At 50.2% G+C, this 24,696-nt stretch carries 23 protein-coding genes; 8 read left to right on the top strand and 15 right to left on the bottom strand.

Translation table 11 applies throughout. The features are described from left to right. The first annotated feature begins 61 nt into the window (after positions 1–61). Complete coding sequence (locus tag C0081_RS08325; protein WP_101533358.1) at positions 62–847, top strand: response regulator; 786 nt, start codon at positions 62–64, stop codon at positions 845–847. A 70-nt stretch (positions 848–917) separates the two neighbouring features. Next, positions 918–1,082 (top strand): DUF1328 domain-containing protein, encoded by a 165-nt coding sequence (locus C0081_RS08320; RefSeq protein ID WP_101533357.1) that lies wholly within the window; start codon positions 918–920, stop codon positions 1,080–1,082. A gap of 186 nt (positions 1,083–1,268) precedes the next feature. Here the strand turns inward: C0081_RS08320 and C0081_RS08315 are convergent, their stop codons facing one another. After that, a complete protein-coding gene (locus C0081_RS08315; RefSeq protein WP_101533356.1) occupies positions 1,269–1,466 on the bottom strand; it encodes a CsbD family protein in 198 nt (65 codons plus the stop codon). Positions 1,467–1,643: 177 nt separating this feature from the next. Between C0081_RS08315 and C0081_RS08310 the strand changes: the two genes are divergently transcribed. Together C0081_RS08310 and C0081_RS08305 are read left to right on the top strand one after the other, a co-directional pair. Then, complete coding sequence (locus C0081_RS08310) at positions 1,644–2,927, top strand: DUF2254 domain-containing protein (protein ID WP_101533355.1); 1,284 nt, start codon at positions 1,644–1,646, stop codon at positions 2,925–2,927. Between the two features lie 243 nt (positions 2,928–3,170). Beyond that, positions 3,171–4,817 (top strand): CHASE domain-containing protein, encoded by a 1,647-nt coding sequence (locus tag C0081_RS08305; protein ID WP_101533354.1) that lies wholly within the window; start codon positions 3,171–3,173, stop codon positions 4,815–4,817. Here C0081_RS08305 and C0081_RS08300 read toward each other — a convergent pair. From C0081_RS08300 to guaB, 7 genes are all read right to left on the bottom strand, one after another. After that, positions 4,809–4,994 (bottom strand): PLD nuclease N-terminal domain-containing protein, encoded by a 186-nt coding sequence (locus C0081_RS08300; protein ID WP_101533353.1) that lies wholly within the window; start codon positions 4,992–4,994, stop codon positions 4,809–4,811. The two genes, C0081_RS08305 and C0081_RS08300, sit on opposite strands and share 9 nt — an antisense overlap. Positions 4,995–5,086: 92 nt before the next feature. Then, a complete protein-coding gene (locus C0081_RS08295; RefSeq protein ID WP_245417890.1) occupies positions 5,087–5,581 on the bottom strand; it encodes a DUF992 domain-containing protein in 495 nt (164 codons plus the stop codon). Between the two features lie 146 nt (positions 5,582–5,727). Further along, on the bottom strand, positions 5,728–5,979 hold the full coding sequence (locus C0081_RS08290; protein ID WP_101533351.1) for a hypothetical protein: 252 nt from the start codon (positions 5,977–5,979) through the stop codon (positions 5,728–5,730). 280 nt (positions 5,980–6,259) lie between these two features. Beyond that, the gene (locus C0081_RS08285) at positions 6,260–7,198 is read right to left on the bottom strand and encodes a PRC-barrel domain-containing protein (RefSeq protein WP_101533350.1); all 939 of its coding nucleotides are present in this window, start codon (positions 7,196–7,198) and stop codon (positions 6,260–6,262) included. 368 nt (positions 7,199–7,566) lie between these two features. Further along, positions 7,567–10,674: an efflux RND transporter permease subunit gene (locus C0081_RS08280; RefSeq protein WP_101533349.1), complete on the bottom strand. Its 3,108-nt coding sequence runs from the start codon at positions 10,672–10,674 to the stop codon at positions 7,567–7,569. 20 nt (positions 10,675–10,694) lie between these two features. Next, complete coding sequence (locus C0081_RS08275) at positions 10,695–11,855, bottom strand: efflux RND transporter periplasmic adaptor subunit (RefSeq protein ID WP_101533348.1); 1,161 nt, start codon at positions 11,853–11,855, stop codon at positions 10,695–10,697. Between the two features lie 380 nt (positions 11,856–12,235). Further along, complete coding sequence (gene guaB, locus C0081_RS08270) at positions 12,236–13,735, bottom strand: IMP dehydrogenase (protein ID WP_101533347.1); 1,500 nt, start codon at positions 13,733–13,735, stop codon at positions 12,236–12,238. Between the two features lie 450 nt (positions 13,736–14,185). On the opposite strand from guaB, the gene C0081_RS08265 reads away from it, so the two are divergent. The 4 genes from C0081_RS08265 (at position 14,186) to ubiV (ending at position 18,298) form a co-directional block, all read left to right on the top strand. Then, on the top strand, positions 14,186–15,517 hold the full coding sequence (locus C0081_RS08265) for a molybdopterin molybdotransferase MoeA (protein WP_101533346.1): 1,332 nt from the start codon (positions 14,186–14,188) through the stop codon (positions 15,515–15,517). Between the two features lie 224 nt (positions 15,518–15,741). Next, on the top strand, positions 15,742–16,329 hold the full coding sequence (gene ubiT / locus C0081_RS08260; protein WP_180966810.1) for a ubiquinone anaerobic biosynthesis accessory factor UbiT: 588 nt from the start codon (positions 15,742–15,744) through the stop codon (positions 16,327–16,329). 50 nt (positions 16,330–16,379) lie between these two features. Further along, entirely contained in the window at positions 16,380–17,360 is a 981-nt protein-coding gene (gene ubiU, locus C0081_RS08255) for a ubiquinone anaerobic biosynthesis protein UbiU (protein WP_101533716.1), read from the top strand. A gap of 8 nt (positions 17,361–17,368) precedes the next feature. After that, entirely contained in the window at positions 17,369–18,298 is a 930-nt protein-coding gene (gene ubiV / locus C0081_RS08250) for a ubiquinone anaerobic biosynthesis protein UbiV (RefSeq protein ID WP_245417889.1), read from the top strand. A gap of 157 nt (positions 18,299–18,455) precedes the next feature. Here ubiV and C0081_RS08245 read toward each other — a convergent pair whose 3' ends face one another. The 7 genes from C0081_RS08245 to gatC all read right to left on the bottom strand — a co-directional run bounded on the left by C0081_RS08245 (position 18,456) and on the right by gatC (position 24,509). Beyond that, positions 18,456–18,722, bottom strand: coding sequence for an SEL1-like repeat protein (locus C0081_RS08245; RefSeq protein ID WP_101533344.1), 267 nt, complete (start codon positions 18,720–18,722; stop codon positions 18,456–18,458). Between the two features lie 383 nt (positions 18,723–19,105). Next, entirely contained in the window at positions 19,106–19,813 is a 708-nt protein-coding gene (locus C0081_RS08240) for a glutathione S-transferase N-terminal domain-containing protein (RefSeq protein WP_101533343.1), read from the bottom strand. A 232-nt stretch (positions 19,814–20,045) separates the two neighbouring features. Beyond that, entirely contained in the window at positions 20,046–20,606 is a 561-nt protein-coding gene (locus tag C0081_RS08235) for an NnrU family protein (RefSeq protein WP_101533342.1), read from the bottom strand. Between the two features lie 156 nt (positions 20,607–20,762). Then, positions 20,763–22,226, bottom strand: coding sequence for an Asp-tRNA(Asn)/Glu-tRNA(Gln) amidotransferase subunit GatB (gene gatB / locus C0081_RS08230; RefSeq protein ID WP_101533341.1), 1,464 nt, complete (start codon positions 22,224–22,226; stop codon positions 20,763–20,765). Between the two features lie 57 nt (positions 22,227–22,283). Next, on the bottom strand, positions 22,284–22,634 hold the full coding sequence (locus tag C0081_RS08225; RefSeq protein WP_101533340.1) for a chorismate mutase: 351 nt from the start codon (positions 22,632–22,634) through the stop codon (positions 22,284–22,286). Beyond that, positions 22,625–24,097, bottom strand: a complete 1,473-nt coding sequence (gene gatA / locus C0081_RS08220) for an Asp-tRNA(Asn)/Glu-tRNA(Gln) amidotransferase subunit GatA (RefSeq protein WP_101533339.1) — start codon at positions 24,095–24,097, stop codon at positions 22,625–22,627. Before gatA ends, C0081_RS08225 begins: the two co-directional genes overlap by 10 nt. A 124-nt stretch (positions 24,098–24,221) precedes the next feature. After that, positions 24,222–24,509, bottom strand: coding sequence for an Asp-tRNA(Asn)/Glu-tRNA(Gln) amidotransferase subunit GatC (gene gatC / locus C0081_RS08215; RefSeq protein WP_101533338.1), 288 nt, complete (start codon positions 24,507–24,509; stop codon positions 24,222–24,224). Positions 24,510–24,696 lie beyond the last annotated feature (187 nt).

The following is a 24,696-nucleotide window of genomic DNA, read 5'->3' as shown; positions in this document are numbered from 1 at the left end:
TTATTTGGTGCGTTTCCCTCTATAATAGCAGTTCAATGCCCATAATGGAGAGGCTTTTTAGATGACGTTATCTACTCGTGTTGCAGCACATCTTCCTTACCTGCGACGATACGCACGCGCAGTAACCGGATCACAATCTTCTGGAGATGCCTATGTGGCAGCAACCCTTGAAGCACTGATCGCCGACACATCCATCTTTCCTGAGACAGGCAATGATAGAGTGTCGATCTACACATTGTTTGCGCATATCTATCGTAGCAGCGCTGTTGATGTGCCTGAAGTGCAATCTCCCTTTGGATGGGAAAGGCGCGCAGCCAAAAATCTGCAAAATGTGTCCCCTGCCGCGCGGCAGGCCTTTTTGCTAACCTCAGTGGAAGAATTCAAACCCGACGACATCGCCACCATCCTTGGTGTGGACGCAAGTAGTGTGTCTGATCTGCTTGCACAGGCTTCGATTGAAATATCGAAACAGGTTTCGACCGACATATTGATTATTGAGGATGAACCCCTGATCGCCATGGACATCGAACATATGGTCGAGAGTTTGGGCCATACGGTGACCGGCATAGCACGCACCCACACTGAAGCCTTAGAGCTGTATAACCAAAGCAAGCCCAAAATGGTGCTTGCTGACATTCAATTGGCAGACGGATCATCCGGTATTGATGCCGTAAAAGACATTCTCAAAGACAGCGACATTCCTGTAATCTTTATCACCGCCTTCCCCGAGCGTTTGCTCACCGGAGAGCGCCCCGAGCCAACCTTCCTTGTCACCAAACCCTTCAACCCGGACATGGTAAAGGCCCTCATCAGCCAAGCCCTGTTTTTCGAACAGAAAGAAGCATAAAAGAACCAGTTTCATTGGAACCAATCTCCGCCCTAACCGTTTATATAATATAGGGAAAAGGAGAAATGAAATGCTTTATTATGCTCTAGTATTCTTCGTGATCGCCTTGATCGCAGGCGTGTTGGGATTTGGTGGTATTGCAGGTGCCTCTGTCGGTATTGCCCAAATTCTGTTCTATCTGTTCTTGTTCTTTCTGGTAGCATCTTTGATTATGCACCTTGTTCGGAGACGATAGAAACGAGTTCAAAATAATTAAAAAACGGCTCCATTTGGGGCCGTTTTTTTATGCAAATTTCAACCACAAGACTCCAATACCTACAGAGCGCGGCCTCCCCTCACACACACCCGCCAATCGATCGTGCAAGCAGACAAAAAAAGAGCCCCCTTACGGGAGCTCCATATTCGCCAATTCTGAGGCGCATCAGTTTTTGGAAAGCCAGCCATCAATTTCCTGATCAACTTCTTCTTCCGCTTTGCCGTAGCGTTCCTGAAGCTTGCCCGCAAGCAGCTTACGATTGCCAGCAATGACGTCCATATCGTCGTTGGTCAACTCGCCCCACTGCTTCTGCACTTCGCCTTTGACCTGTTCCCAATTGCCTTCAATCTGATTCCAGTTCATCATTTCACTCCAGTGTAAATTTGCGTTTCAGATCAATCATCTGATCTATAAGTAAAACGCCTCTACACGTGATTTTGTTCCCTTGTCGAAACAAATTATTTAATTAATTTTGACTGGGCGAGTGCAGCCCGTAAGATCACAAGCAAGCGCGGAAAAGCAGCGAACAGGAAAAGACCCATGCTATTGTCGACCTATCACAAGCCGCTTCTTTTGCTGATCACAGTGCCAGCATTGATATCTCTTGGCATTGGCCTGATGCCCTTTGCGACCCTGCCGCTAGAAGAAATACTGCAAGGCTCGTCCTATTCTCAATTTATCTCTATCCAGACAACAGATCAGGCGCGTTCCCTTCTCAGCGTGATCGCCACGGGAGCCATCACCACTTTAAGCCTGACCTACTCAATTGTTCTGCTTGTGTTCACCCTTGCAGCTGGAAATATAGGCCCGCGCTTGCTCAGGCGCTTTTCATCAGATCTAGTCAATCAAATCACCGCGGGGCTTTTTGGCGGCACCTTTCTCTATTCCATCATTGCGCTCTACAGCATTGACTCAGACTTCGTTCCCAATGGCACCATCTCCGGCGCGGTTATCCTCGCAGCGTTGTCGGTCTTTCAATTGATTTATTTTGTCCGCCATGTGGCAGAGACCATCACGATTGACGATGAAATAGCCAAAATCAGCAAAAACTTGCAACAGAACCTATCAGAATTGGCCGACCAGACGCGTGCAAACCAAGGCCTGCCAAGCCAGAATGAAACGAGCAAAACCACCACCTATAAAGCCCACAGAACGGGATATATTGGCGATATCAACCTGAAACTCTTGATCGAATGGGCGCATAAAAACGACGCTATCATTCATTTCACATGCGCTCATGGAACCTTTGTGCACAAAGGCGACGACATCGCAAAAGTAGATATGCATGCCAATACCGATACGGATTTGGATTGCGAGTGCCTTTCCGGTTTTATCGAGATTGATGATGTGCGCTCTGAGGCAGGAACCATTCAGTTTGAAATAAATCTACTGATCGAAATTGCCCTGAGAGCACTCTCCCCCAGCGTGAGCGATACCTTCACTGCGATTGCCTGCGTAAACAGCCTGTCGGCGGCCTTTGCGGTTATGGCCCGCGAGAATATCCACATTTCAACCCAAGCCGACCACAACGGCGACATTCGCTTGGTTTTGCATGGATTGTCGCTACGCCAATTGTTTGGTCAAGCCTACCACCCCATTCGGCGTGCTGCGACCAATAATATACTCATGGCGCAAGGGCTTGCGCACTCATTGAAGCGACTGTCCCATATCGACAATGATGACCTCTGTGATCTGGTGGCCAAACATAGCCAGCTACTGATTGACCAGATTGAACACTACAAGCCGCTGGCAGCAGACATAGAAAGCGTGAAAGAATTACTGCCGTCGAGACAATCCCCAAAAGACCATAATTGCGATCAATAACAGGAAAAGAGAGATCAAGGTTACATGCGTCTTGGCAAGACATTATGGTCAAACCCGCCTATAAAGCCTTGATTTTGCGTAGTTCTACCAAATTTATAATTTATTTGATCAGTACATGCCCCAATATTTTAAGCATGACCTGTTGGTATGCACAGCAAGACGCCTGAGTGTAGGTAAATCGCTTTGCACGCGTGCCAACATCAATCATAGTGAATAGTCAAATCAACTAGGAACGATCGCCACATGCACCGTCTTCTGTCGCCCATTGTGTTTTGTACCGTTTGTACAATTGGTTTGGGAATGTCCTATACACTGCGTGAAGCAACCCAAACATCCAACCACGCAGAAGCCGAACTCATTGCAGACGAGGCCGTAGACCGGGTTGCGGCGCGGTTGGGTCAGCACATGTCATTGCTCCGCGCGACCAGATCTTTCTTTGCAGCGGGAGATCAGATGGTTTCCCGCGCTCGATTCAATACATTCGTATCTGGGCTGGAAATGGACGAGCATTACCCAGGCGGTCAGGGTATCGGATTTGCAGAGCTGATCAGCAGCGGGCAAGAACAACAGATAGAAGATAATTTAATCAAGAATTACGCCATAGATCGTCCGGTATGGCCCACGACCGATCAACCCCTTAGAACACCCATCACCCTAATCGAACCACTTGATCCTCGCAACAACGCCGCCCTTGGCTTTGATATGTTCCATGAGCCTATCCGTCGAGGCGCTATGGAATCAGCCCTGTTAGCAGGCAATGTGACAGCGACAGGGCCCGTAGAGCTTGTTCAGGAGATCGGGTCCGAAAAGCAAGCCGGATTTTTGGTTTATGTGCCTCTACACCACCCTGACGACAGCATCGATGACACGGAAACAATCCAACCCGAACAACCCGTTAAGGGCTTCATATATTCTCCATTCAGAGCGGGAGACTTTTTCACGACGGCCCTCACCCGAAGACCACTGCTGCCGATCAAGTTAAAAGCTTATGATAAAGAGAGGCCCGAATACCCTCTATATACGAGCGAAGGGTTCGAGGAATCCGAAAGTCAATTTGAATTTCTAATTGACCGCGAGATGGATTTTGCGGGTCGAAAATGGATTTTTGAGATTGGTACCCTTCCCGAGGGAGCATGGACGGTTGAAGACATCACCCCCTATGTGGTTGGTTCGATTTCGATCCTGCTGGCTTTACTACTGGCCTTCATGACACGATCCCAGTTGCGAGCATTGGATTCAGCGCACAAACTTCAGGCCCTCTCGGAGAAAAGCTTGAAAGACAAAGAACTGCTGCTTGGAGAAATGAAGCACCGCATCAAAAACTCAATTGCACGCATTATGGCAATCAGTCGGCAGACTTTGTTGCATTCGGATTCATTGGACGCCTTCTCCACCTCATTTAACGCCCGCCTGCAAGCCATGGCCAACGCGCAGGACGCTTTGACACGATCGCATTGGCAAAGGGCAGAATTGCTGGATCTGCTTGCCAAAGAGCTGGAGCAGGTTTTGGGCGAATACTCCTATAAGGATCAGGTTTCAGGCCCGAAGGTGGATTTGAACGAAGCCACAGCGCAAGCGCTAGGGCTTACATTCCACGAGTTGGCAACCAATGCCTTGAAATATAGTGATGTTGCAAACTCCAAGGACACCCTGTCCGTCACTTGGACCGTGACAGAAGACAACCAGCGTAAAGTCCTGAAAATACTATGGAGAGAAACAAACCAGAAAACAGTAAAGGCCCCAACCCACAAGGGGTTTGGGACCAAGCTTATCGATGCTAATATTTTGGGCGAATTGCAGGGGGAGATTGAGCGCCAATATTCCGAAAATGGCTTGCTCGTCAAAATAACCATCCCCCTTAAAAGCAAAAACAAGAAGAAGCTAAAGTGACCTAGAGCCTTTCGGGCCAGCAAAGAACCAAACAATCAGTCCAATTAGCGGGAAGACCAAAACGCCAAGGGTCCAGAGAATTTTCGACCCAGTGCTGGCGCCACTGCCCAAGATTTTAATCACGGCATAGATGTCAGCGATCAAGATCAATAGACCCAAGATTCCATATTCAAACATATTGCTTTTCCTTTCATCGCTCCGGTCGGGACAAGTCACTCACGAAGCTCTTCATTTCATATTTTCAATGTTGGTAAAGGGTTAGACCGCCACTAGTCGACAATTGAGCGTAGCTCGACCTGACCAATCGCCAGAGCAAAGTTCAGCCCGGTTTGCGTCGACACGCTTAATGGCTGCAAAGCTATCGTCTCACCAGATCCACCCAACAGAACATTGGCACCCAAACCCACACCAACCGTTGTTTGGGCACTCACCCCCCGATAGGTGCCAGCCAGAGCCCCCGGCTCGCGAATATCGGTGGTCGGGGCAAGCACAGCCCACGAAATCACCCCATTGTCGGTGGTGCCGATATCAATGCCGAATTTACTGATCGCCCCGAAATAGGGCTCATCTGACCGAGCGCCGTCGGCAGGTTTAAATCGGCAAGACAAATCTTTGGTCGACTGGAAAACAAAACCACCGCCGCCCTTAACGGCGCACTCAAGAACCCCCACCTCGATACGGTCCACATCAGCAGCCTGCACTGTTGATGTCACTAAGGCCAAAGGCAAAGAGACGGCCATCAAGAATTTGGTCAAGCGTGCCATGATTTGGTTTCCTTCTTTCGAAATCATTTGAGAACAGTGTTTTACTGAAGTCGAATGAGACACCAATCACCGTTCCTATCTTACCAACGGTTGAAGCCGCATTTGGTTCCAATTTTTCCCGTTTATCGAACTGCAGCAATTCAGGATCAGTCACCTTTTGACCGGTTGCCTTTTCCAAGGTCCCGTTCTGCGCGCACATCCTTATCAAGCTTCTCAAAACTCTCGATCACGCCGTCCGTTTCCAGCTTCACATCAGGCACCGCTTGACGCTGATTGCGCACCTGAGACTGATCATTGCCTTGCAATCGATTGTTACCCATTTTGTCTTGAGCAAGATCAGCTTCAACAATGTTTGTATTGTCAGGTCTTGGTGAGTTGATTTTTGTTGTGTTGGACATAGTGTTTCTCCATTTTTCAATGTTCATCGGACCAACGAACGCACTAGAACAACGCGCCAGAGACTGTTTTGGTTCCATTCTGGGGCGGATTACATAGTCCCGAGGGCAAAGCATGCCAGGTCCGACTTGCTCTGGATCCGCAAAACTAGCCATCGTCGGCAGCAACAAAAAAGGCGCCTTGCACAATACAAGACGCCTCTGATTAGCTAATTGTCAGATTGGTGAGCACTGATATTACAGTAACGCCACACCACTCATGGAAAACGCCATTTATGCGCGGTTATGAGCCTTTATACTCCGGCTGGGCTTCGAGCGCTTTCTGCGTCGCATTGATGTAGACCTTCACTTCGCCACCATCATTCTGACGCAAGATTTTCAATTCATCCATAGTAACTGCGATGCGGTGCTCGCCGATACCAAGAAAGCCACCAATATCCAAAATCGCTTTTTCAATTTTGCCTTCATCATTGAGGATCAAGGCATCAATTTCACCAATGTCTTCATCATTGGCACCGTAAACTCGCGCACCGCTCAGATCATCGGTGGTGAGATCGGTGATCACAGCACTGTTCCAGCCGTCACGAACAACATCAGGCGCCATCAATATGGTGCGTTTTGCTTCATCCGTAGCCGCAGCCATTTTATTTTTGGCATCAGTTGCAACGATCGTCATTTTATCTTTGGCGTTGCTCATCGCACCGCTGGCATCATTTGCCAAACCTTCCGCATATTCCTTGACGGATTTACCGGTTTGCGATGCAAAAGTGGCGCCCTCTTCCATGGCCCTCTCAAAGGAAGGTGCATCTGAAAGCATATCCCGATCGGTTTTCACCACCAGAAAGAAATCATCTTCATCGTCAGTTTCATTGACAATCTTGATGCTACTCATATCGACGGCGACATCTTTTTCACCGACACCCAAGAAGCCACCCACACCGAGAATGACTGCCTTGACCTTGCCATCGCGGCCCAGAATGATGTCATTGACTTCGCCAATATCATCCCACTCCTGCTCGGCTCCTTCGTTGACACGGCTGTTTGCATCAAAGGCGTCATAGTCTTTCTCGGCAGAGTAGATGCGCATACCAATGAATTCGGATGCGTAAATATCTTGCACGCCCTGAACGTCATAAGTTGTAAAAGCGGACATATGATCATCCGCAAAAGCTGCAGTACTCAGAAAAAGACTCATAGCGGTTGTTGCAAGAATGCGTTTCATTTGGCAATCTCCTCATGTTGTAAGGTTAGATTTGAAACTGCACGTGACCTTCGAACTCCACGTTCCAGTTATCTAATCAACGATAAACTGGCGAATGGGTTCCTGATTTTATAAAAAAATTTGGAGCTTATTCGCTGGTGTCAGCTCGACCGCTCGGCTAATGCAGGTGATATCACGCACAACGTGAGAGACCTAAGCCTCTGAAATATTTAATTAATTACAAATAAATCACATACATAACGCTGCGCCAATACAAGAGAAAACATCGCCTCTTTAATATCTGCTGTGCCCGATAAACTGTAAAACGAAAAATGCCAACTGCACCATAAAACATGATGCAGTTGGCATTTTTTTACGCGTTCAGACCTTTAGCTCTCTTTTGTTTTGCTCCCAAACAGTCCTCTAACGAAGACATAGAACAGAGGGATCAAGAAGATGCCAAGGAACGTGGCAGAAATTGTGCCTCCAAGGACGCCAGAGCCGATTGCCGTGCGTCCGCCAGATCCTGCACCGGTACTGATCACCAGAGGGAGCACCCCAAGCGAAAATGCGATAGAGGTCATAAGAATGGGACGGAAGCGCTGTCGTGACGCTTCAACGACAGCCTCGAACAGGGATTCGCCAGCGGCCTGTCGATCACGGGCAAACTCAACGATCAAAATCGCATTTTTACCCGTTAGCCCAATCACAGTCAGCAACCCGACCTGAAAGAAGACCCCGTTTTGGAAGCCGCCAAGCCAAGCCCCGAGCAACGCACCCAAAACACCAATCGGCATAGCGAGCATGACAGCAACAGGAATAACCCAGCTTTCATAAAGAGCAGCAAGGCACAAGAACACAGCCAAAAGTGAGAGCGAATAAAGCAATGGCGCTTGATCGCCGGACTGCTTTTCTTCTAGCGACAAACCTGTCCAAGACAAATTATATCCCACGGGAAGCTGGCCAGCGAGACGCTCCATCTCGGCCATAGCTGCGCCCGAACTCACACCGGGAGCAGGAGAGCCCTGAATCTGCATCGAAGGAATACCGTTGTATCGTGAAATTCCTTGCGGACCGAACTTCCAGGATTCCGTTGCAAAGTTGGAAAAAGGCACAAGTCCACCGCTTTTGTTGCGGACCCGCCATTTTTTGAGGTCTTCGGGTGTTGCACGCGCAGACGCTTCGCCTTGTACATAAACCCGTTTGATACGCCCCCGATCAACAAAATCATTGACGTAACGGCCAGCCCAGGCAATGGACAACAATTGGCCCACATCGGTTGCCGATATGCCCATGGCACCAGCTGTGCGCCAATCAATGCTTAGGTTATATTGTGCAGCATCCTGCAAGCCATTGGGACGCACCGAAGCAATCAAAGGACTTGCCGCTGCCATACCCAGAAGCATATTGCGCGCTTCGAGCAATTGCTCATGGCTCTGTCCGTTGCGCGCTTGCAAGTAAAAATCAAAGCCACTGACATTGCCCAATTCAATAACAGATGGCGGCACAATCGGAAAAACCATTGCATCACGTATCTGGCTAAAGGCGCCATAAGCACGTCCCGCTATTGCCTTTACACTTTGCGCTGGAGATACACGCTCGGACCAATCCTTGAGCAGAACAAAACTCATACCCATATTCTGGCCTTGCCCACCAAAGCTAAAGCCAACAATGTCAAAGACCGATTTAACATTCTCAGCTTGGTCGTTGTTGAAATGCTGCTCAATCAGGTTCGTTACCTTCTGTGTCCGCTCAGCAGTCGCCCCGGAAGGGCCCTGAATGAGCGTAAACAGAATGCCCTGATCTTCATCTGGCAAGAACCCAGTCGGTGTTTGCGTGTAAAGCCAACCCATTCCGCCCACAAGCGCCAAATACACGACACCGATGCGCAGTGGCCGACGAATAATCCAGCTCACACTCGACGCATAGCCGCCCTGGGTTTTATTGAGCCCTTTGTTGAACAAGCCAAACAATCCCCGTGAGCTGTGATGGGCATCTTTATTCCTCAGGAGTGTGGCACACAAAGCAGGCGTAAGCGTCAGAGCAACCACAACGGACAGCAACATGGCTGAAATGATGGTGACTGAAAACTGTTGGTAAATAACGCCTGTTGATCCGCCAAAGAAAATCATAGGAGTGAAAACGGCAGACAAAACCAGCGCAATACCAATCAAAGCCCCGGTAATCTGCCCCATGGATTTGCGGGTTGCCTCAACCGGAGAAAGCCCTTCCTCTTCCATGATGCGTTCAACATTTTCCACCACAACAATCGCATCATCGACCAACAAGCCAATCGAAAGAACCATCGCCAACATTGTTAATGTATTGATGGAATATCCAAAGGCTGCAAGAATGCCAAGAGTCCCCAACAGAACGACAGGCACGGCAAGAGTGGGGATGAGGGTTGCTCTCAAGTTTTGCAAAAACAGCAACATCACCAAAAACACCAAAATGATGGCTTCGAACAGGGTTTGCACAACCTCTTCGATAGAAATTTTCACAAATGGTGTCGTGTCATAAGGAACGACATAGCTCACATTCTCTGGGAAAAACGAAGACAGTTCTTCAATCCGCGCTTTCACCTTTGTGGCTGTATCAAGCGCATTGGCTCCCGAAGCAAGACTAATGGCCATCCCGGTCGCTGGCTGACCATTGAACCGCGCAATGGTCTGGTAGTTTTCAGCACCAATTTCAATCCGCGCAACATCTTTGAGAAGAACAAGCCCACCGTCAGTTTCAGCACGCAGTACAATTTGTTCAAAATCTTCCGGCGTATTAAGCAGGGATTGCGCTGTAATTGTCGCGTTTAACTGCTGTCCTTCGACTGTTGGCAAATAGCCAAAAGAGCCTGCCGAAATCTGGGCATTCTCATTGGAAACAGCCGAAACAATGTCGGAGGGTGTCAGCTCATAGGTAGCAAGTTTTGACGGGTCAAGCCAAATACGCATGGCATATTGCGCACCAAAAACCTGCACTTCCCCCACGCCTTCAATGCGGCTGAACTCATCAACCAGATTTGAAACCATGTAATCGGACAAATCAACTTGCTGCAAGGCACCATCGTCGGAGATCAGCCCGATAACCATCAAAAAGCTGGCTGATGACTTGCGAACACGAACACCTTGCCGCTGCACCGGATCAGGCAAAAGGGCTGTCGCCTGATTGAGCTTATTCTGCACCTGAACTTGAGCGATATCGGGGTCTGTTCCCGTTTCAAAGGTCAGGGTAATGCTCGCCTGCCCTGAGGCAGATGACGTTGAACTGAAATAACGCAAGCCATCAAGGCCGGTCATTTGTTGCTCAATAATTTGCGTCACCGTGTTGGCAATGGTTTCTGCCGATGCACCGGGATAGCTTGCATTGATGCTGACAGTAGGTGGGGCAATCGTTGGATATTGCGCCACCGGCAGGGTATAAACCGATAAAAGACCGATCCCCATAATGATAATTGAAATCACCCAGGCAAAGATAGGCCTGTCAATAAAGAAACGCGCCATGGATTCTCTCCGTCTTGGGTTTAATTTTGTTCAGAAACTGGGGCAGCAGATCGTTCTTGAGGTTGAACGGTCGCTTTTGGCGCAATTTTTTGCAAGCCTTCAACAATCACACGATCCCCATCGACAAGACCTTTGCTGACCACCCATTGGGCCCCGTGGGCGCGCAAGACAGTCAAGGCACGTTGTTCGACAACATTGTCCTTGTTGACCACCATAGCAATGGGATTGCCGCGGCGATCTCTCGCCACACCCTCTTGCGGTGCAAGAACAACATTCTGAGCAATGCCTTGAGGCATATCGACTTGAACATACATCCCGGGCAGCAACAACCCATCTGGATTTGGGAAAGTCAAACGCAGAAGAATAACCCCAGTTTGCTCATTAACATGGGGTTCTGCCGCAGTCAGCGACCCTTTAATCTCATAAGGCAAACCATCTGCCAAGGTGACCACAATAGATTGGTCCATCGGCGATGGAGCTTCTGGTTCGGTCTTCAATTTGCGTTGCCATTGCAGCATGGCCGCAGCCGATTCTGTAACATCGACATAAACAGGATCGAGTTTTCGAATGACAGTGAGAGGGGCAGATTGACTGGCTGTTACCAAGGCACCCTGCGTTGTCAAAGACAAACCCACTTTACCAGACAATGGCGCGCGGATGGTGGTCCGGTCCAAATCAATATTCGCCGTAAGCAATTGGGCCTTTGCAACATCAAGGGCAGCTGCTGCGACGGCTTCATTGGACAGGGCTGTATCAACCGTTTGCTGAGAGGTCACTTTGCGATCCAACAAAGCCTTCTGCCGTTTAGAAACTTTTTGTGCGGCATTGAGACTGGCCTGCGCTTGCTTAACCGCGGCTTTCGCAGCGGCGACACGGGCCTGATAGGTCGCTGGATCGATTTTATAGAGGGCGTCACCCAATTCAACACTTGCCCCTTCTTCATAAAGGCGCTCGGTGATGATGCCCGCCACCTGCGGCCGCACTTCAGCCACACCGGATGCAACGACACGGCCGGGCAGTGTGGACGTAAGAGTGATATCCTGAGCTTTCACGGTAACAACCGTCACGCTCGCAGGAGGTCGCTCCTGAGCGACTGCGTTGCCAGTGCACACCACCGCAGAGGCAATGACAACAGCCAAACGAAACAGACGAATGGAGCGAACCGGAGAAAGGCGTGTCATGAAGACCATCCTGAGTGAAATGAGTGTTGGAAAAATGATAAAATCGAACAAAGAAAGTTACCTTCTAGACAAAATTATATATTTTGTAAACCGCATTTTGGTCCACGCTGAAATTCACCTCATGAACGCCTTGTTTCACAACACGCTTATTGCCAAGTAGAGTATTCTGCGTACAACTTTCAGCGCAAAGATGTATATCACCCCTCCCCTGGACCACAATAAAGAATTACCATTCAGCTTCAAAGTAGCCAACTCCCTCCAGGCATCCAAACTAAGCACCCCATAAGCACCTTTAGAACGAAAAAAGCGGAATTCGGGGTTACCTAGAGGAACCTCGAATCCCGCAGAAATCCGCCAATATCAACGATTTAAGACGTCTATCAGCTTGACGTTCCGTAATTGGGTGCCTCACGCGTGATCGTCACATCATGGGCATGACTCTCTCGCAGGGATGCAGGTGAGATGCGCACAAATTTGGCGCGGTCGCGGAAGTCAGCCAAATCTTTTGAACCAGTATACCCCATAGCAGCGCGTAACCCGCCTGCCAGTTGGTGCAACACGGCTGCGACTGGGCCTTTATAGGGCACCTGGCCTTCGACCCCTTCTGGCACTAATTTTAATGTGTCACGCACTTCTGCCTGGAAATAGCGATCGGCCGATCCACGCGCCATAGCGCTAACAGAGCCCATGCCACGATAGGATTTGAATGAGCGTCCCTGATAGAGGTAAACCTCTCCTGGGCTCTCGTCGGTACCTGCCAGCAGAGAGCCAACCATACCGACCTTGGCCCCACCAGCCAGCGCCTTTGCAAGATCCCCAGAAAATTTGATGCCACCATCGGCAATCGTGGGCACGCCTGCATCTTCCGCAGCTCTGGCACAATCCATAACAGCGGTCAGCTGCGGTACACCAACACCGGCAACAATGCGGGTGGTGCAAATGGACCCCGGTCCGATACCGACTTTTACAGCGTCGGCACCCACATCAATCAAAGCCTTGGTAGCGTCAGCTGTCGCCACGTTCCCAGCAATGATCTGGATGGAGCTATTCTCTTTCTTGATGCGTTGAACCACATCTAGGACAGCCTGACTGTGACCATGCGCGGTGTCGACAACCAACGCATCAACCTGCGCATTAATCAACGCCATAGCTTGTTCAAAACCGGCATCGCCAACAGAACAAGCTGCAGCAACGCGCAAACGGCCCTGACTATCTTTACAAGCATTTGGATTGAGGCGGGATTTTTCCATGTCTTTCACGGTGATCAAGCCGATGCAATGATAATTCTCATCAACAACCAGAAGCTTCTCGATGCGCCGCTGGTGCAGCAAACGCTTTGCTTCTTCCTGCTTGACATGCTCGGAGACCGTCACAAGATTATCGCGCGTCATAAGCTCATAGACACGCTGATCTGGATCGGATGCAAACCGAAGATCACGGTGGGTCAGAATACCAACCAGGCGACCGGTTTTTTCACCATCTTTGGTGCCTTCGACAACAGGCACACCAGAAAAACCATACTCACGAGTGAGTGCTTTTGCCTCTGCGACCGTAAAGTCGGGTGTAATCGTCAGCGGATTGACAACCATACCACTTTCGAATTTTTTGACCTGTCGAACCTGCTCTGCCTGTTCAGCACTTGTCATGTTTTTATGGATAACGCCCATGCCGCCGGCTTGCGCCATGGCAATAGCCATTTTGGCTTCTGACACGGTATCCATGGCAGAGGAAAGAATGGGAAGATTAAGTTCGATTTCCTTGGTCAGGTGGGTGGATATACTCACCTCACCTGGCATTACCACGGAATGATCGGGCTGCAACAACACATCATCGAAGGTCAGTGCTTCGCGGCCGGTGGAAGGTTCAAGAATCGTGGCCATGCCAACTACCTCATGAGTTTGGTTCACGCTTACCTGACGAGGTAGAGCAGAAACTCGGTGCCAAAAGGATATAAGTCCCTGTCTCACCCGAATGAAAGAGACAATCGGGGTACGTCCGGAAAGGAACAATTTTGCTAGAAGTTGACGCTGGTGACTACCATGCTTATTGCCACTTGCATAGAGAAAAGATAAAGCATTTCCGTCTTTTCACCGCTTCACTTGCCGGTGCATTTCTGGATTGACAAGAAAAGACCCGATTGTGCGCAACAATCAAAAAGGAGACAACCCTATGATCAAGTCACGCCGATAGCGGCAACTGATCGACGCTCTTTTGGTACCCGATATAAATGCGTGCTAATGATATAGCTTCAGGACATCGGCTTGAGCCGAATTTAACCAGACCACGACCCAGAAAATAGAATATTCTTTTCAAAAACCGAGAGACTCGCAATGACAGACACACCAAGCCATCTCTCGTCTCCCCCGGAAACCCAATCCTGCTGTTCAGCAAGGCATCACGCCGCTGGTCAAGACGTACCTCTTATCAAAGTGCCTGAAGCGCTGGATCTGTTGAAAGTGATGGTGCGTCCCATCCTCGAGCAACAATCCCGCCCCCTTGGCAAAGCACTGGGGCATGTGTTGGCACAGGCGTTAACAAGTCACGTTCCTTTACCGATTAACGATAATTCCGCGGTGGATGGCTATGCCATTCGCCTTTCCGCCCTCAAACAAGCGCCACTTGATCATGACATGCGATCATTGCCCATCGCGGGACGCATCGCTGCTGGTAATGACATCAGCCACATTCCGTCCGACGCGGTTTGCGTGCGTATATTGACTGGCGCGAGCGTGCCCGTGTGGGCCGATAGCATCATCATGCAAGAAGACACTCAATTGTCAGAGGACGGCAACTTTGCCTCATTTTCAGAGTTGCCCACACAAGGCAGCAACATCAGACGGCAAGGCGAGGATGTTCCGCAACGATCCGTTATCATTGAAAAAGGTGCACGGATTGACACCCGTCACATTGCCATCGCAGCAGCATCGGGCAATGCCCAATTGCCAGTTGTGCGCCCCATTCGCGTGGCTCTTCTAGCCACCGGTTCCGAGCTCAACCACCCCGGCGCAGATCTGCCCCCCGGTGGAATTTATGATTCCAACACCCCCATGCTGACTGCACTGTTGAGCCGGGCCAACATTGATCTAACAATCCATCACATGGTTCAGGATAAGTTTGAGACCATCCGCGACACTCTTTCACACTTGGCGGAAAACAATGATTTGTTGGTGACATCAGGCGGCATGTCGGTCAGTGATGAAGATTATATCCATCGCGCGATCACCGCCATTTCCGGGACCTTTGAAGTTCACAAACTACGCTTAAAACCGGGTAAACCTCTAGGATTTGGCAAAGTCAAAAACTGTGTTTTTATTGGCTTGCCCGGTAATCCCTTTGCTGCTCTGGTTGGCTTTTTGCTGTTTGGCACAGCCGCGCTTGATGCACTGGCCGGCATATCATCCAAACCGGCACCGATGCAGGGGGAAGCAGATTTCACCACCCCCAATGGCGGAACGCGCCTTGAATTTGTTCCAGTGCGCATATCTGGCACAAGTGAAAACGGTTTGCCGAAGCTGGATAAGATTGGCCGCGGTGGCTCCGCGCGTCTGCGTCCTCTAATCGAAGCCGATGGTCTCGCCGCCCTGCCGATTGCCAACCAAGGCATTGCCAAAGGCGACAGGCTGGATTTTTATGAATTCCATTGCGCCTTTGAACTGGGTTAACAGCCACAGCAGTGGGATAAAATTGCGCTAGGTCCCTGCAAACATTGCCCTTACGGCACCGGTTTCATCATCAATAAGTAAAATTACCTGTGCCATTTGGGCGCAGCCGGACATGACCTTGATCAAATATCTAATAGGATTTCTTAGCAACATGGTCGTTTAAACCGACGATGCGAGGCTGCCCTACGCCCCGTGCTTTGTCGTGCATAAGCGGAGACCACAAAATGACAGAAGGAACCGCTCGCGCCTTTCCGCCCTATGTCGCTCGTTTCACCCAATTTCTGCCGCTTGCGCCGCTGGAACGCATCATAACACGCGCAGCTGATCGGGTGGCTACCCAGCATCCTGAGTTTTTTGAACGTCTGGATGACTATGCAAACAAGTCTTTTGTTATCGTGCCGACAGACCTTGACTGGATTGCAGGCCTGACTTTTTTCAATGAAACGGTCCAAATTCGCCTGTCCCGCTCGCTAGACAGCTTCCCCAATCGCGACGTCACCGTAAAAGCGCCGTTCCTCTCCCTGCTCAATTTAATGGATGGTGAAGAAGATGGAGACGCTCTGTTCTTTTCACGCGACCTGACCATCGAGGGCGATACAGAAGCCATTTTGGCTCTGCGCAATGCGTTAGACGATGCAGAAATCGACTTTATCCACGAATGCGCTCAAATGGCTGGCCCCCTGAGCAAGCCAGTCGAACGCGGCGGCAAAACCATTCTGGAGACTCTGCGCCACAGCGCTCTAACCCGCAACAATGACGTCAACCACACCGGTGCCCCGATGGATGGCATGTCTGAACCTTTTCCAACCTGAACAAAGACAAACCCAAAAGCATTGAGAGCCGACTGATGACACAGAAAGCTATGGAGCTAGTTTGCCCTGCCGGAACGCCTGCCGCGCTGCGTACAGCTGTGGATGCCGGCGCTGACACCGTTTATTGCGGCTTCCGCAATGAGACCAACGCCCGCAACTTCCCCGGCCTCAACTTCTCCCTCAAAGAACTGCATCAGGGCATCGAATATGCAGCAGAGCGTGGCGCCAAAGTCCTTGTCGCCGTCAACACCTTTGCTCAAGCAGGCAACACAGATCTATGGCGCAAAGCCGTCGATGATGTGGCAAACTCCAATGCCCATGCGATCATTCTGGCCGATCTGGGCATGCTCGATTATGCCGCCCAAGCACAGCCTGACCTGCGCGTACATTTGTCGGTGCAAGCAGCGGCAGCCAACGCCGACATGATCAACTATTACGCCACCGAATTTGGCGTCAAACGGGTGGTGCTGCCGCGTGTTCTGACCGTGCAGGAAATCGAAAAAATAAACGCTGAAATCACCTGCGAAACAGAAGTTTTCATTTTCGGTGGCCTGTGCGTCATGGCAGAAGGGCGCTGTGCGCTTTCTTCCTATTGCACAGGAAAATCACCCAACATCAACGGCGTTTGCTCCCCTCCTGGCTCGGTAAAATATGAAGACCAAGGTGACTATCTCGAAAGCACCTTGGAGGGCATTACCATCAATCAGTATCCCAAAGGGGAAGCCGCCGCCTACCCCACCCTATGCAAAGGGCGCTTTGAGTCTCTTGGTGAAACCGGTTATGTCTTTGAAGATCCCGTCAGCCTCAACGCGGCACACCTTCTGCCGCAATTGCAAAAGGCAGGTGTAACAGCCCTTAAGATCGAAGGACGGCAACGCGGCAAAGCCTATATGGCAAAAGTGGTCAAAAGCTTCCGGCAAGCCGTTGATGCCGTAGCATCTGGAACGAGTGTCGATCTGGACGCCATCTTGGCGCCCCTCACCGAAGGCCAAAAATCCACAAAAGGCTCTTACCAAAAGACATGGCGCTAGGGGAAATCATGGACAAGAACAATTTGAACCCAATGCCCGAACTCACACTAGGCCCTTGCCTATTCAACTGGTCCGAGAGTGACTGGCGCGATTTCTATTTCAAGGTGGCGGACGAGTCCGATTTCGATCTGGTTTATATCGGCGAGCCGGTCTGTTCAAAACGCCTCCCCTTTCGCAATGCGGTGCTACCCGACATTTTGGATCGCATGGAATCAGCAGGCAAAAAAGTTGTAATTTCGACGCTGGCTCTGGTCACCACTAAAGCAGAACGCAAATGCCTTGCCGAACAATGCGATCAAGATATGTGGATGGTCGAGGCGAACGACCTCACCGCATTGGCCTTCCTCAAAGACCGCACCTATGTCATCGGCCCCTATATCAACATCTACAATGAAGCGACCATTCAATCGCTTACATCACGCGGTGCTGTGCGGTTTGTTCTGCCTGCAGAAGTGCCAGCCAAAACCATAGCTCAATTGATTAAAGCAGCCCCTGAGCCAGATTACGAGCTACAGGTGTTTGGCCGCCTGCCGCTTGCCCTGTCTGCGCGCTGTTATCATGCGCGCTTGCACCATTTATCAAAAGACTCTTGCCGGTTCGTCTGTGATCAGGACCCCGACGGTCGAGATGTCAACAGTCTAGCCGGACAACCTTTCTTGGCCGTCAATGGCATCCAGACCATGTCCTATGGCAGTCAGCTGCTTTTGGAGGAATTGCCTTCTCTCGCCAAGGCCGGTGTCAACGCTTTCCGTCTCTCACCACACACCGGCGACATGCTGGGCGTGGCACAAGCGTTCCGTGCGGTGATGAACGGCAACATAGGAGCAGAAGAAGCAAGAGCAAAAATTCAGGACTTGATGCCCAAGCACGCTTTCGTGAACGGCTTCAGTCACGGTGTCGCCGGCATGCAGCAAGTATCAGACCCTTTGGGGCTTTAACGAACGAAAAAAACGAGCAATAAAAAACGGGCACCAGTCATCTGGTACCCGTCATATTAAATTGCACATATGTGTATCCGTCTTACAGTAGACTTCGCTATTGGTAGTCCCGCCAGACCCAGTCGCCACTGTCCTATCGGGGTAGACCAAGCAAAATCTAGTGCAGACGAATCCATTCGCGTGCCTGACGCTGAGCTTTAGAAACGTCGGAGGGAGACATTTCGCATGCCAATTCCTGACGACGTACCGCAGCAGCATCGTTGCCTTTCATTGCAGCCAAGTTAAACCATTTATGCGCAGCAATGAGATCAGGTTCACCCTGTTCACCAATAGAGTGCGACAGTCCCAGCTGAAAGAAAACGTCGCCGGTTGCATCCTGTCCGATGCCATTTAACTCAGTTGCATGAAACTCAATTCTAGCCATTGTTTTAATCCCAATATTATACTCATCGACGCCCTTGCCCGGGCTTTTGAAAGGCAGGCTGACTTGCCTGTCCTGATGAAACCAATGTTGGAAGAAATCTCTCAAATTGACGTAAACAGGCTTGGTTACTGCAATGAGAACAAAAAGTTATGGGGGTGTAAATTTTACACTTTTTCAACCTAAATTTTGGCAGATTTCCGGTAATTTCCAATAGAAATTGAAGACAACATGAACAACTGCGCTAACCTTTCAGCAACCATAGCAAATCTTTTCAACAAACAGATTATAAGGAAGTCCCGCACAGGTCGGACAAATAAACGCAAAAAGCCCCCGCAAGACGAAGCATGCAGGGGCTTATAAAACTGGCAGAAATGCAGCGTTTGTTACCGTGCCCGTTGGTTAAACAGCATGGCTTGAGCGGCTTTATCCTTGGCAAGGTCCATCTTTGCCCGCTCGTCTTTACCAATAGCCAGTCCCTTTTCAACGGCTGGGCGGGCTTTCATCGCTGCAAACCAGCGCTCAACGTTGGGGAACTCGGCGAGATCAATATTCTGGCGCTCATAAGGCACAACCCAACCAACAATCGCCATATCAGCAATTGAATAGTCGCCTGCAACAAAGTCTTTGCCTTCAAGCGCTTTGTTCAACACCCCGTAAAGGCGATGCGTCTCGTCACGATAGCGACGGATGGCATAGTCGATTTTCTCGGGAGCATAGGTCGCAAAATGATGATTCTGACCAAGCATTGGGCCAAAACCACCCATCTGCCACATCAGCCATTGCTCGACCTCAACCAATTCTCGCTCGGGTTTCGGCAAAAAGCGGCCGAATTTGCGCCCTAGATAAAGCAGGATCGCACCAGACTCAAACACCGAGATTGGTTCGCCACCCGGCCCTTCAGGGTCAACAATCGCAGGCATCTTGTTGTTGGGAGAAATAGCCAAAAACTCGGGTTTGAACTGATCACCACTGCCGATATTGATGTAATGCATATTGTAAGGCACACCCAATTCTTCAAGCATAATTGTGATTTTCCAGCCATTTGGAGTTGGCCAGTAATAAAGATCAATTGGCTTTGTCTGCTCGGTCATTTTTGTTCCTAAAATGAAATAAAAAGCCACGTCAGGATGCTGCGGCTGGAATGGACCTCTAATTTAAGACCAATCGGTCAATTATCCAAGCCACGTCACACAGATGTGATGCGACGATTGGGCTGTCATCGGCCGCAGCATATCATAGCAGGCTTTGACGCTATCAAAAAAGGTCGGCCCAAATCTGGATCCGACCTATCATTTATAACCCAATCTGGGCACTAGCCTCAACTTAGAACAAAGGTATTCCGGTGAAATAGGGATGGCCAAATACGAGTGCCACATAAAGTACCGTAGAAATCATCACCAAGCGGATGTCACGCGCCCAACTCCAAGCCTCAGGTGCCGTATAGGCACCGTCACGGCGGTTGATGCCAAAGATTGACACCACAGCCCAGAGCAGCATGCCACCAAAAAGAACCATCGAGCGAGGATCATTATTGACCAACAAATGGCCAATAGCCCATACAGCCACACCTGTCAGCATAGGATGGCGCACCAGCTTACGAATGCGGCTTTGTCCCTTGGCGGCCCCAAACAAAATGATCGAAGCCAGCACAAGAGCATAAGTCGCATGACGCGTCCAAGGGGCGCTATAAAGATCAGCGCCTACGCCAACCGAACGCCAACCAAAAACAATCAAGATCAGAGCGCCGACAATAACCAACGTAAAGAGCCCTTTATACGGCCCCTCACCCACTTTACTAATCGCACCAGCACGTAAATTTGGCATAAAAACCGGGAAGAAATGCGCCACGGTCCAGAGCAGCACGCCCAAAATAAGCATAGTCATTGTTGGTCCTCACAAATGAAAACAGTCACAGCCTTTGCTGGTTTGAGTATCAGGATCCCCCTTAACCCGCAAAACAAATCTGTCTCTCAATATAAAAAGGGAGTGGTTCGGCACCACTCCCCTTATTCATTTTTAATTCGCAACTCTGCTTTTAACTCAAAGCCCGAGTTTTTCTTTCAGGATTTGGTTCACGGCCTGCGGGTTGGCTTTGCCTTGTGAAGCTTTCATCACCTGACCGACAAACCAGCCGATAAGACTCGGTTTTTCTTTGACCTTTTCAACCTGATCGGGATTGTCTGCGATGATCTTTTCAATAATCGCTTCAATTGCCCCAGTATCAGTGACCTGTTTCATGCCTTTTTCTTCAACAATCTTTGCAGGATCTCCGCCTTCGGCCCAGACAATCTCAAACAAGTCTTTGGCGATCTTGCCCGAAATATCACCGGCTTTGATCAGATCAACAATCTTGCCCAACTGATCGGCCGAGACAGGGCTGTCGTCAAGATCAGTGCCTTCCTTGTTCAGGCGACCAAAGAATTCGTTGATCACCCAGTTGGCAGCCAATTTGGGATCACGGCCATCGGCAACTTTTTCAAAGAACTCGGCATTGCGTTTGGATGCCACCAAGACAGATGCATCATAGGGCTTGAGGCCAAAGTCTGTGATGAAGCGCTCACGTTTTTCGTCAGGCAACTCAGGCAGCTCTGCACGCAACGCCTCCACATAAGCGTCATCAAATTCCAGCGGCAACAGATCGGGGTCGGGGAAGTAGCGATAATCATGCGCTTCTTCCTTGGACCGCATGGAGCGGGTTTCGCTCTTTTTAGGGTCGTACAGGCGGGTTTCCTGATCGATCGAGCCACCGTCTTCCAAAATCGCAATCTGACGACGAGCTTCAAAGTCGATAGCCTGACCGATGAAGCGGATCGAGTTCATGTTTTTAAGTTCGCAACGGGTTCCAAGTTCTTCACCGGGGCGACGCACAGAGACGTTAACGTCCGCACGCATGGACCCCTGCTCCATGTTACCGTCCGAAGTGCCAAGATATCGAACGATTGTCCGCATCTTGGTCATATAGGCTTTGGCTTCATCAGCAGAGCGCAAGTCCGGCTTGGAGACGATCTCCATCAACGCCACACCAGAGCGGTTAAGGTCAACAAACGACATGGTCGGATGCTGATCATGCATCGATTTGCCCGCGTCCTGCTCCAAATGCAACCGCTCTACACCGATTTCAACGCGTTCGCCGTCAAGCATATCCAAGATCACCATGCCTTCGCCGACGATGGGGTCTTTGAATTGGGATATCTGATAGCCCTGCGGCAAATCGGGATAGAAATAGTTTTTACGGTCAAACAACGAACGATTGTTGATCTTGGCTTTCATGCCCAAACCGGTACGAATAGCCTGTCGAACACATTCCTCATTGATCACAGGCAGCATGCCAGGCATGGCCGCATCAACGAAGCTAACATGGTTGTTGGCCTCGCCACCGAACTCGGTGGAAGACCCAGAGAATAACTTTGCTTCAGAGGCGACCTGAGCATGGATCTCCATGCCGATAACGACTTCCCAGTCGCCGGTTGCCCCTTTGATCAGTTTGCTGGACGCTTCAGCCATAATTTCGTCCTTAGCTTGGGAGCCTTGATCGCGGCTCCGCTTTCGAATAATCAGCGCTCAGGCGCCAGATGTCTCTGAAGGCTCATCCTTGAGGGCGGCAATCGCCATTTCCTCATAGGCAATATTGACTTCGATAAGGTCTTCCCAGAACTGCATATAAAGATCAGGTGCCAGATCTTGCTCTTCCAATCGGAATAGAACCTTATCCAGCACAGTCCGAACCCGCTCTTCATCGCGGGCCTCAGACGTGTCTTTTTTCAGCTCAGCCATACGACGGACATAGCCATCACGTTCGGCGAACAAATCAATCAAAGCTTGATCAATACGGTCCACTTCTTCCCGAACATGGGCTTTTTCCAAACAGTCTTCAGGCTTACGGATTGCTTCGGTCACGAGACTTACCACCATTTAGCCGGAGCATCCAGGATGCCTGCAGCTTCTTCCAACACACCGGCAGTCCGGAACAGCGTTTCTTCATCAAACGCCTTACCGATCAGCTGCAACCCCATTGGCAACCCTTCAGCAGATTTGCCCGCAGGCACTGAAATACCGGGCAGGCCAGCCATGTTGACGGTCACGGTGAAGATATCATTGAGATAATTCTCAACGGGATCCGTCACTTCTTTGCCAAGCTCAAAAGCAGCCGACGGCGTTGCCGGTGTCAAAATGGTATCGACGGTCTGGAACGCCTTTTCAAAATCCTGTTTGATCAGCGTGCGGATTTTCTGGGCGCGCAGATAGTAGGCATCATAATAACCAGCCGACAGCACATAAGTTCCGATTAAAATGCGGCGCTTGACCTCAGAGCCAAATCCGGCTGCACGGGTCTTTTCATACATGTCAGTGATATCATCACCATTGACGCGCAGGCCATATTTCACACCGTCATACCGGGCTAAGTTCGAAGACGCCTCCGCAGGAGCCACAATATAATAGGCAGGCAATGCATATTTGGTCATCGGCAGAGAAATCTCAACGATCTCAGCACCAGCAGCTTTCAGCCAGTCAATGCCTTGTTGCCAATTGGCTTCCACTTCAGCAGGCATACCGTCAACGCGATATTCCTTGGGAATACCAACCTTCATACCGCGAATGTCACCGGTCAAGGCGGCTTCATAGTCTGGAACAGGCAAATCAACACTGGTGGTGTCTTTGACATCAACCGAGGCCATCGATTTGAGCATAATGGCAGCATCGCGCACGGTGCGAGAGATCGGCCCCGCCTGATCTAGCGAAGAGGCAAAGGCGATCATGCCCCAACGCGAACAACGGCCATAAGTTGGCTTCATGCCAACTGTGCCAGTGAAGGCCGCAGGCTGACGAATGGACCCACCCGTGTCAGAGGCCGTTGCACCAGCACAGATCCGTGCAGCAACAGCAGAAGCAGAACCACCAGAGGAGCCGCCCGGCACCCGGTCGATTTCTTCGCCCGTTGCACGCCAAGGGTTTTTAACCGGACCAAAATAACTGGTCTCGTTGGCAGACCCCATCGCAAACTCGTCCATGTTGAGCTTGCCCAACATAACAGCGCCATCGTTCCAAAGATTTTGTGTCACTGTGCTTTCATATTCTGGCTTGAAACCATCCAGAATATGCGAGCAGGCTTGAGAGCCCACCCCCTTGGTACAATAAAGATCCTTGATACCAAGCGGAATACCATCCAGCGGACGTCCCTCGCCTTTTTCAAGGCGCGCATCCGACTGCGCGGCCATCTCCAAAGCCTTCTCAGGCGTTTTGACGATATAGGCATTGAGCTGATCAGCGTTATCAATCGCGGTGATATAGCTTTTTGTCAGCTCAGTCGCTGTGAAGTCTTTGTTTGCCAACCCGTCGCGGGCTTGGGCAATTGTCAAAGCCGTGAGATCTGTCACGCGGCTATCCTCATCACTTTGCGAGATTATGGGGCAAATCTTGGCCCGTCAAATCCCGACCATCTTCAATTCGGGTTCGCTTGCGGCTGCAGCCAGTGGGCTGCAACCTGACAAATGACAAGGTCTATTCGATGACCTTGGGAACCATGAAATAATTGTCTTCAGACATCGGGGCATTGGCGACGATACGATCGGCATAATTGCCATCCGTGACCGCATCCTTGCGTTTTCTCATTTCCTGATTAACCACAGAGGTCATTGGCTGAACCCCTTCCACATCAACTTCATTGAGCATTTCAACCCAGTTGAGAATGGAGTTCAATTCACCCTTGAGGTTCTCTGCCTCATCTTCTGTAACGGACAGGCGGGCGAGACGCGCCACACGCTTGACCGTATTCTTGTCAATTGACATGAATGCAAGCCTTCCAAATAAAGATCCGGTCTGCGCCCCGATCAATGATTGAGGGCGGCGCAAAAGAACCGGGTCAAAAATGAGTCTTCTCTCACTTACCCACGGCTATAGCACCTCATGACTTTTGGGCGCAACTCCAAGCGCCTCCAGATACTTCGAACGCGTCAATTTTCCCCATTTGCCGAAA

Source organism: Cohaesibacter celericrescens, assembly GCF_002866925.1.
Lineage (GTDB): Bacteria > Pseudomonadota > Alphaproteobacteria > Rhizobiales > Cohaesibacteraceae > Cohaesibacter > Cohaesibacter celericrescens.
Note: the sequence above shows the minus strand (reverse complement) of the source record. Positions and strands in the feature narration are given on the sequence as shown.

Coding starts and splice junctions, on each gene's coding strand:
- C0081_RS08325 (WP_101533358.1), top strand. CDS start 62: ATGACGTTATCTACTCGTGTTGCAGCACATCTTCCTTACCTGCGACGA.
- C0081_RS08320 (WP_101533357.1), top strand. CDS start 918: ATGCTTTATTATGCTCTAGTATTCTTCGTGATCGCCTTGATCGCAGGC.
- C0081_RS08315 (WP_101533356.1), bottom strand. CDS start 1,466: ATGAACTGGAATCAGATTGAAGGCAATTGGGAACAGGTCAAAGGCGAA.
- C0081_RS08310 (WP_101533355.1), top strand. CDS start 1,644: ATGCTATTGTCGACCTATCACAAGCCGCTTCTTTTGCTGATCACAGTG.
- C0081_RS08305 (WP_101533354.1), top strand. CDS start 3,171: ATGCACCGTCTTCTGTCGCCCATTGTGTTTTGTACCGTTTGTACAATT.
- C0081_RS08300 (WP_101533353.1), bottom strand. CDS start 4,994: ATGTTTGAATATGGAATCTTGGGTCTATTGATCTTGATCGCTGACATC.
- C0081_RS08295 (WP_245417890.1), bottom strand. CDS start 5,581: ATGGCACGCTTGACCAAATTCTTGATGGCCGTCTCTTTGCCTTTGGCC.
- C0081_RS08290 (WP_101533351.1), bottom strand. CDS start 5,979: ATGTCCAACACAACAAAAATCAACTCACCAAGACCTGACAATACAAAC.
- C0081_RS08285 (WP_101533350.1), bottom strand. CDS start 7,198: ATGAAACGCATTCTTGCAACAACCGCTATGAGTCTTTTTCTGAGTACT.
- C0081_RS08280 (WP_101533349.1), bottom strand. CDS start 10,674: ATGGCGCGTTTCTTTATTGACAGGCCTATCTTTGCCTGGGTGATTTCA.
- C0081_RS08275 (WP_101533348.1), bottom strand. CDS start 11,855: ATGACACGCCTTTCTCCGGTTCGCTCCATTCGTCTGTTTCGTTTGGCT.
- guaB (WP_101533347.1), bottom strand. CDS start 13,735: ATGGCCACGATTCTTGAACCTTCCACCGGCCGCGAAGCACTGACCTTC.
- C0081_RS08265 (WP_101533346.1), top strand. CDS start 14,186: ATGACAGACACACCAAGCCATCTCTCGTCTCCCCCGGAAACCCAATCC.
- ubiT (WP_180966810.1), top strand. CDS start 15,742: ATGACAGAAGGAACCGCTCGCGCCTTTCCGCCCTATGTCGCTCGTTTC.
- ubiU (WP_101533716.1), top strand. CDS start 16,380: ATGGAGCTAGTTTGCCCTGCCGGAACGCCTGCCGCGCTGCGTACAGCT.
- ubiV (WP_245417889.1), top strand. CDS start 17,369: ATGGACAAGAACAATTTGAACCCAATGCCCGAACTCACACTAGGCCCT.
- C0081_RS08245 (WP_101533344.1), bottom strand. CDS start 18,722: ATGGCTAGAATTGAGTTTCATGCAACTGAGTTAAATGGCATCGGACAG.
- C0081_RS08240 (WP_101533343.1), bottom strand. CDS start 19,813: ATGACCGAGCAGACAAAGCCAATTGATCTTTATTACTGGCCAACTCCA.
- C0081_RS08235 (WP_101533342.1), bottom strand. CDS start 20,606: ATGACTATGCTTATTTTGGGCGTGCTGCTCTGGACCGTGGCGCATTTC.
- gatB (WP_101533341.1), bottom strand. CDS start 22,226: ATGGCTGAAGCGTCCAGCAAACTGATCAAAGGGGCAACCGGCGACTGG.
- C0081_RS08225 (WP_101533340.1), bottom strand. CDS start 22,634: ATGGTGGTAAGTCTCGTGACCGAAGCAATCCGTAAGCCTGAAGACTGT.
- gatC (WP_101533338.1), bottom strand. CDS start 24,509: ATGTCAATTGACAAGAATACGGTCAAGCGTGTGGCGCGTCTCGCCCGC.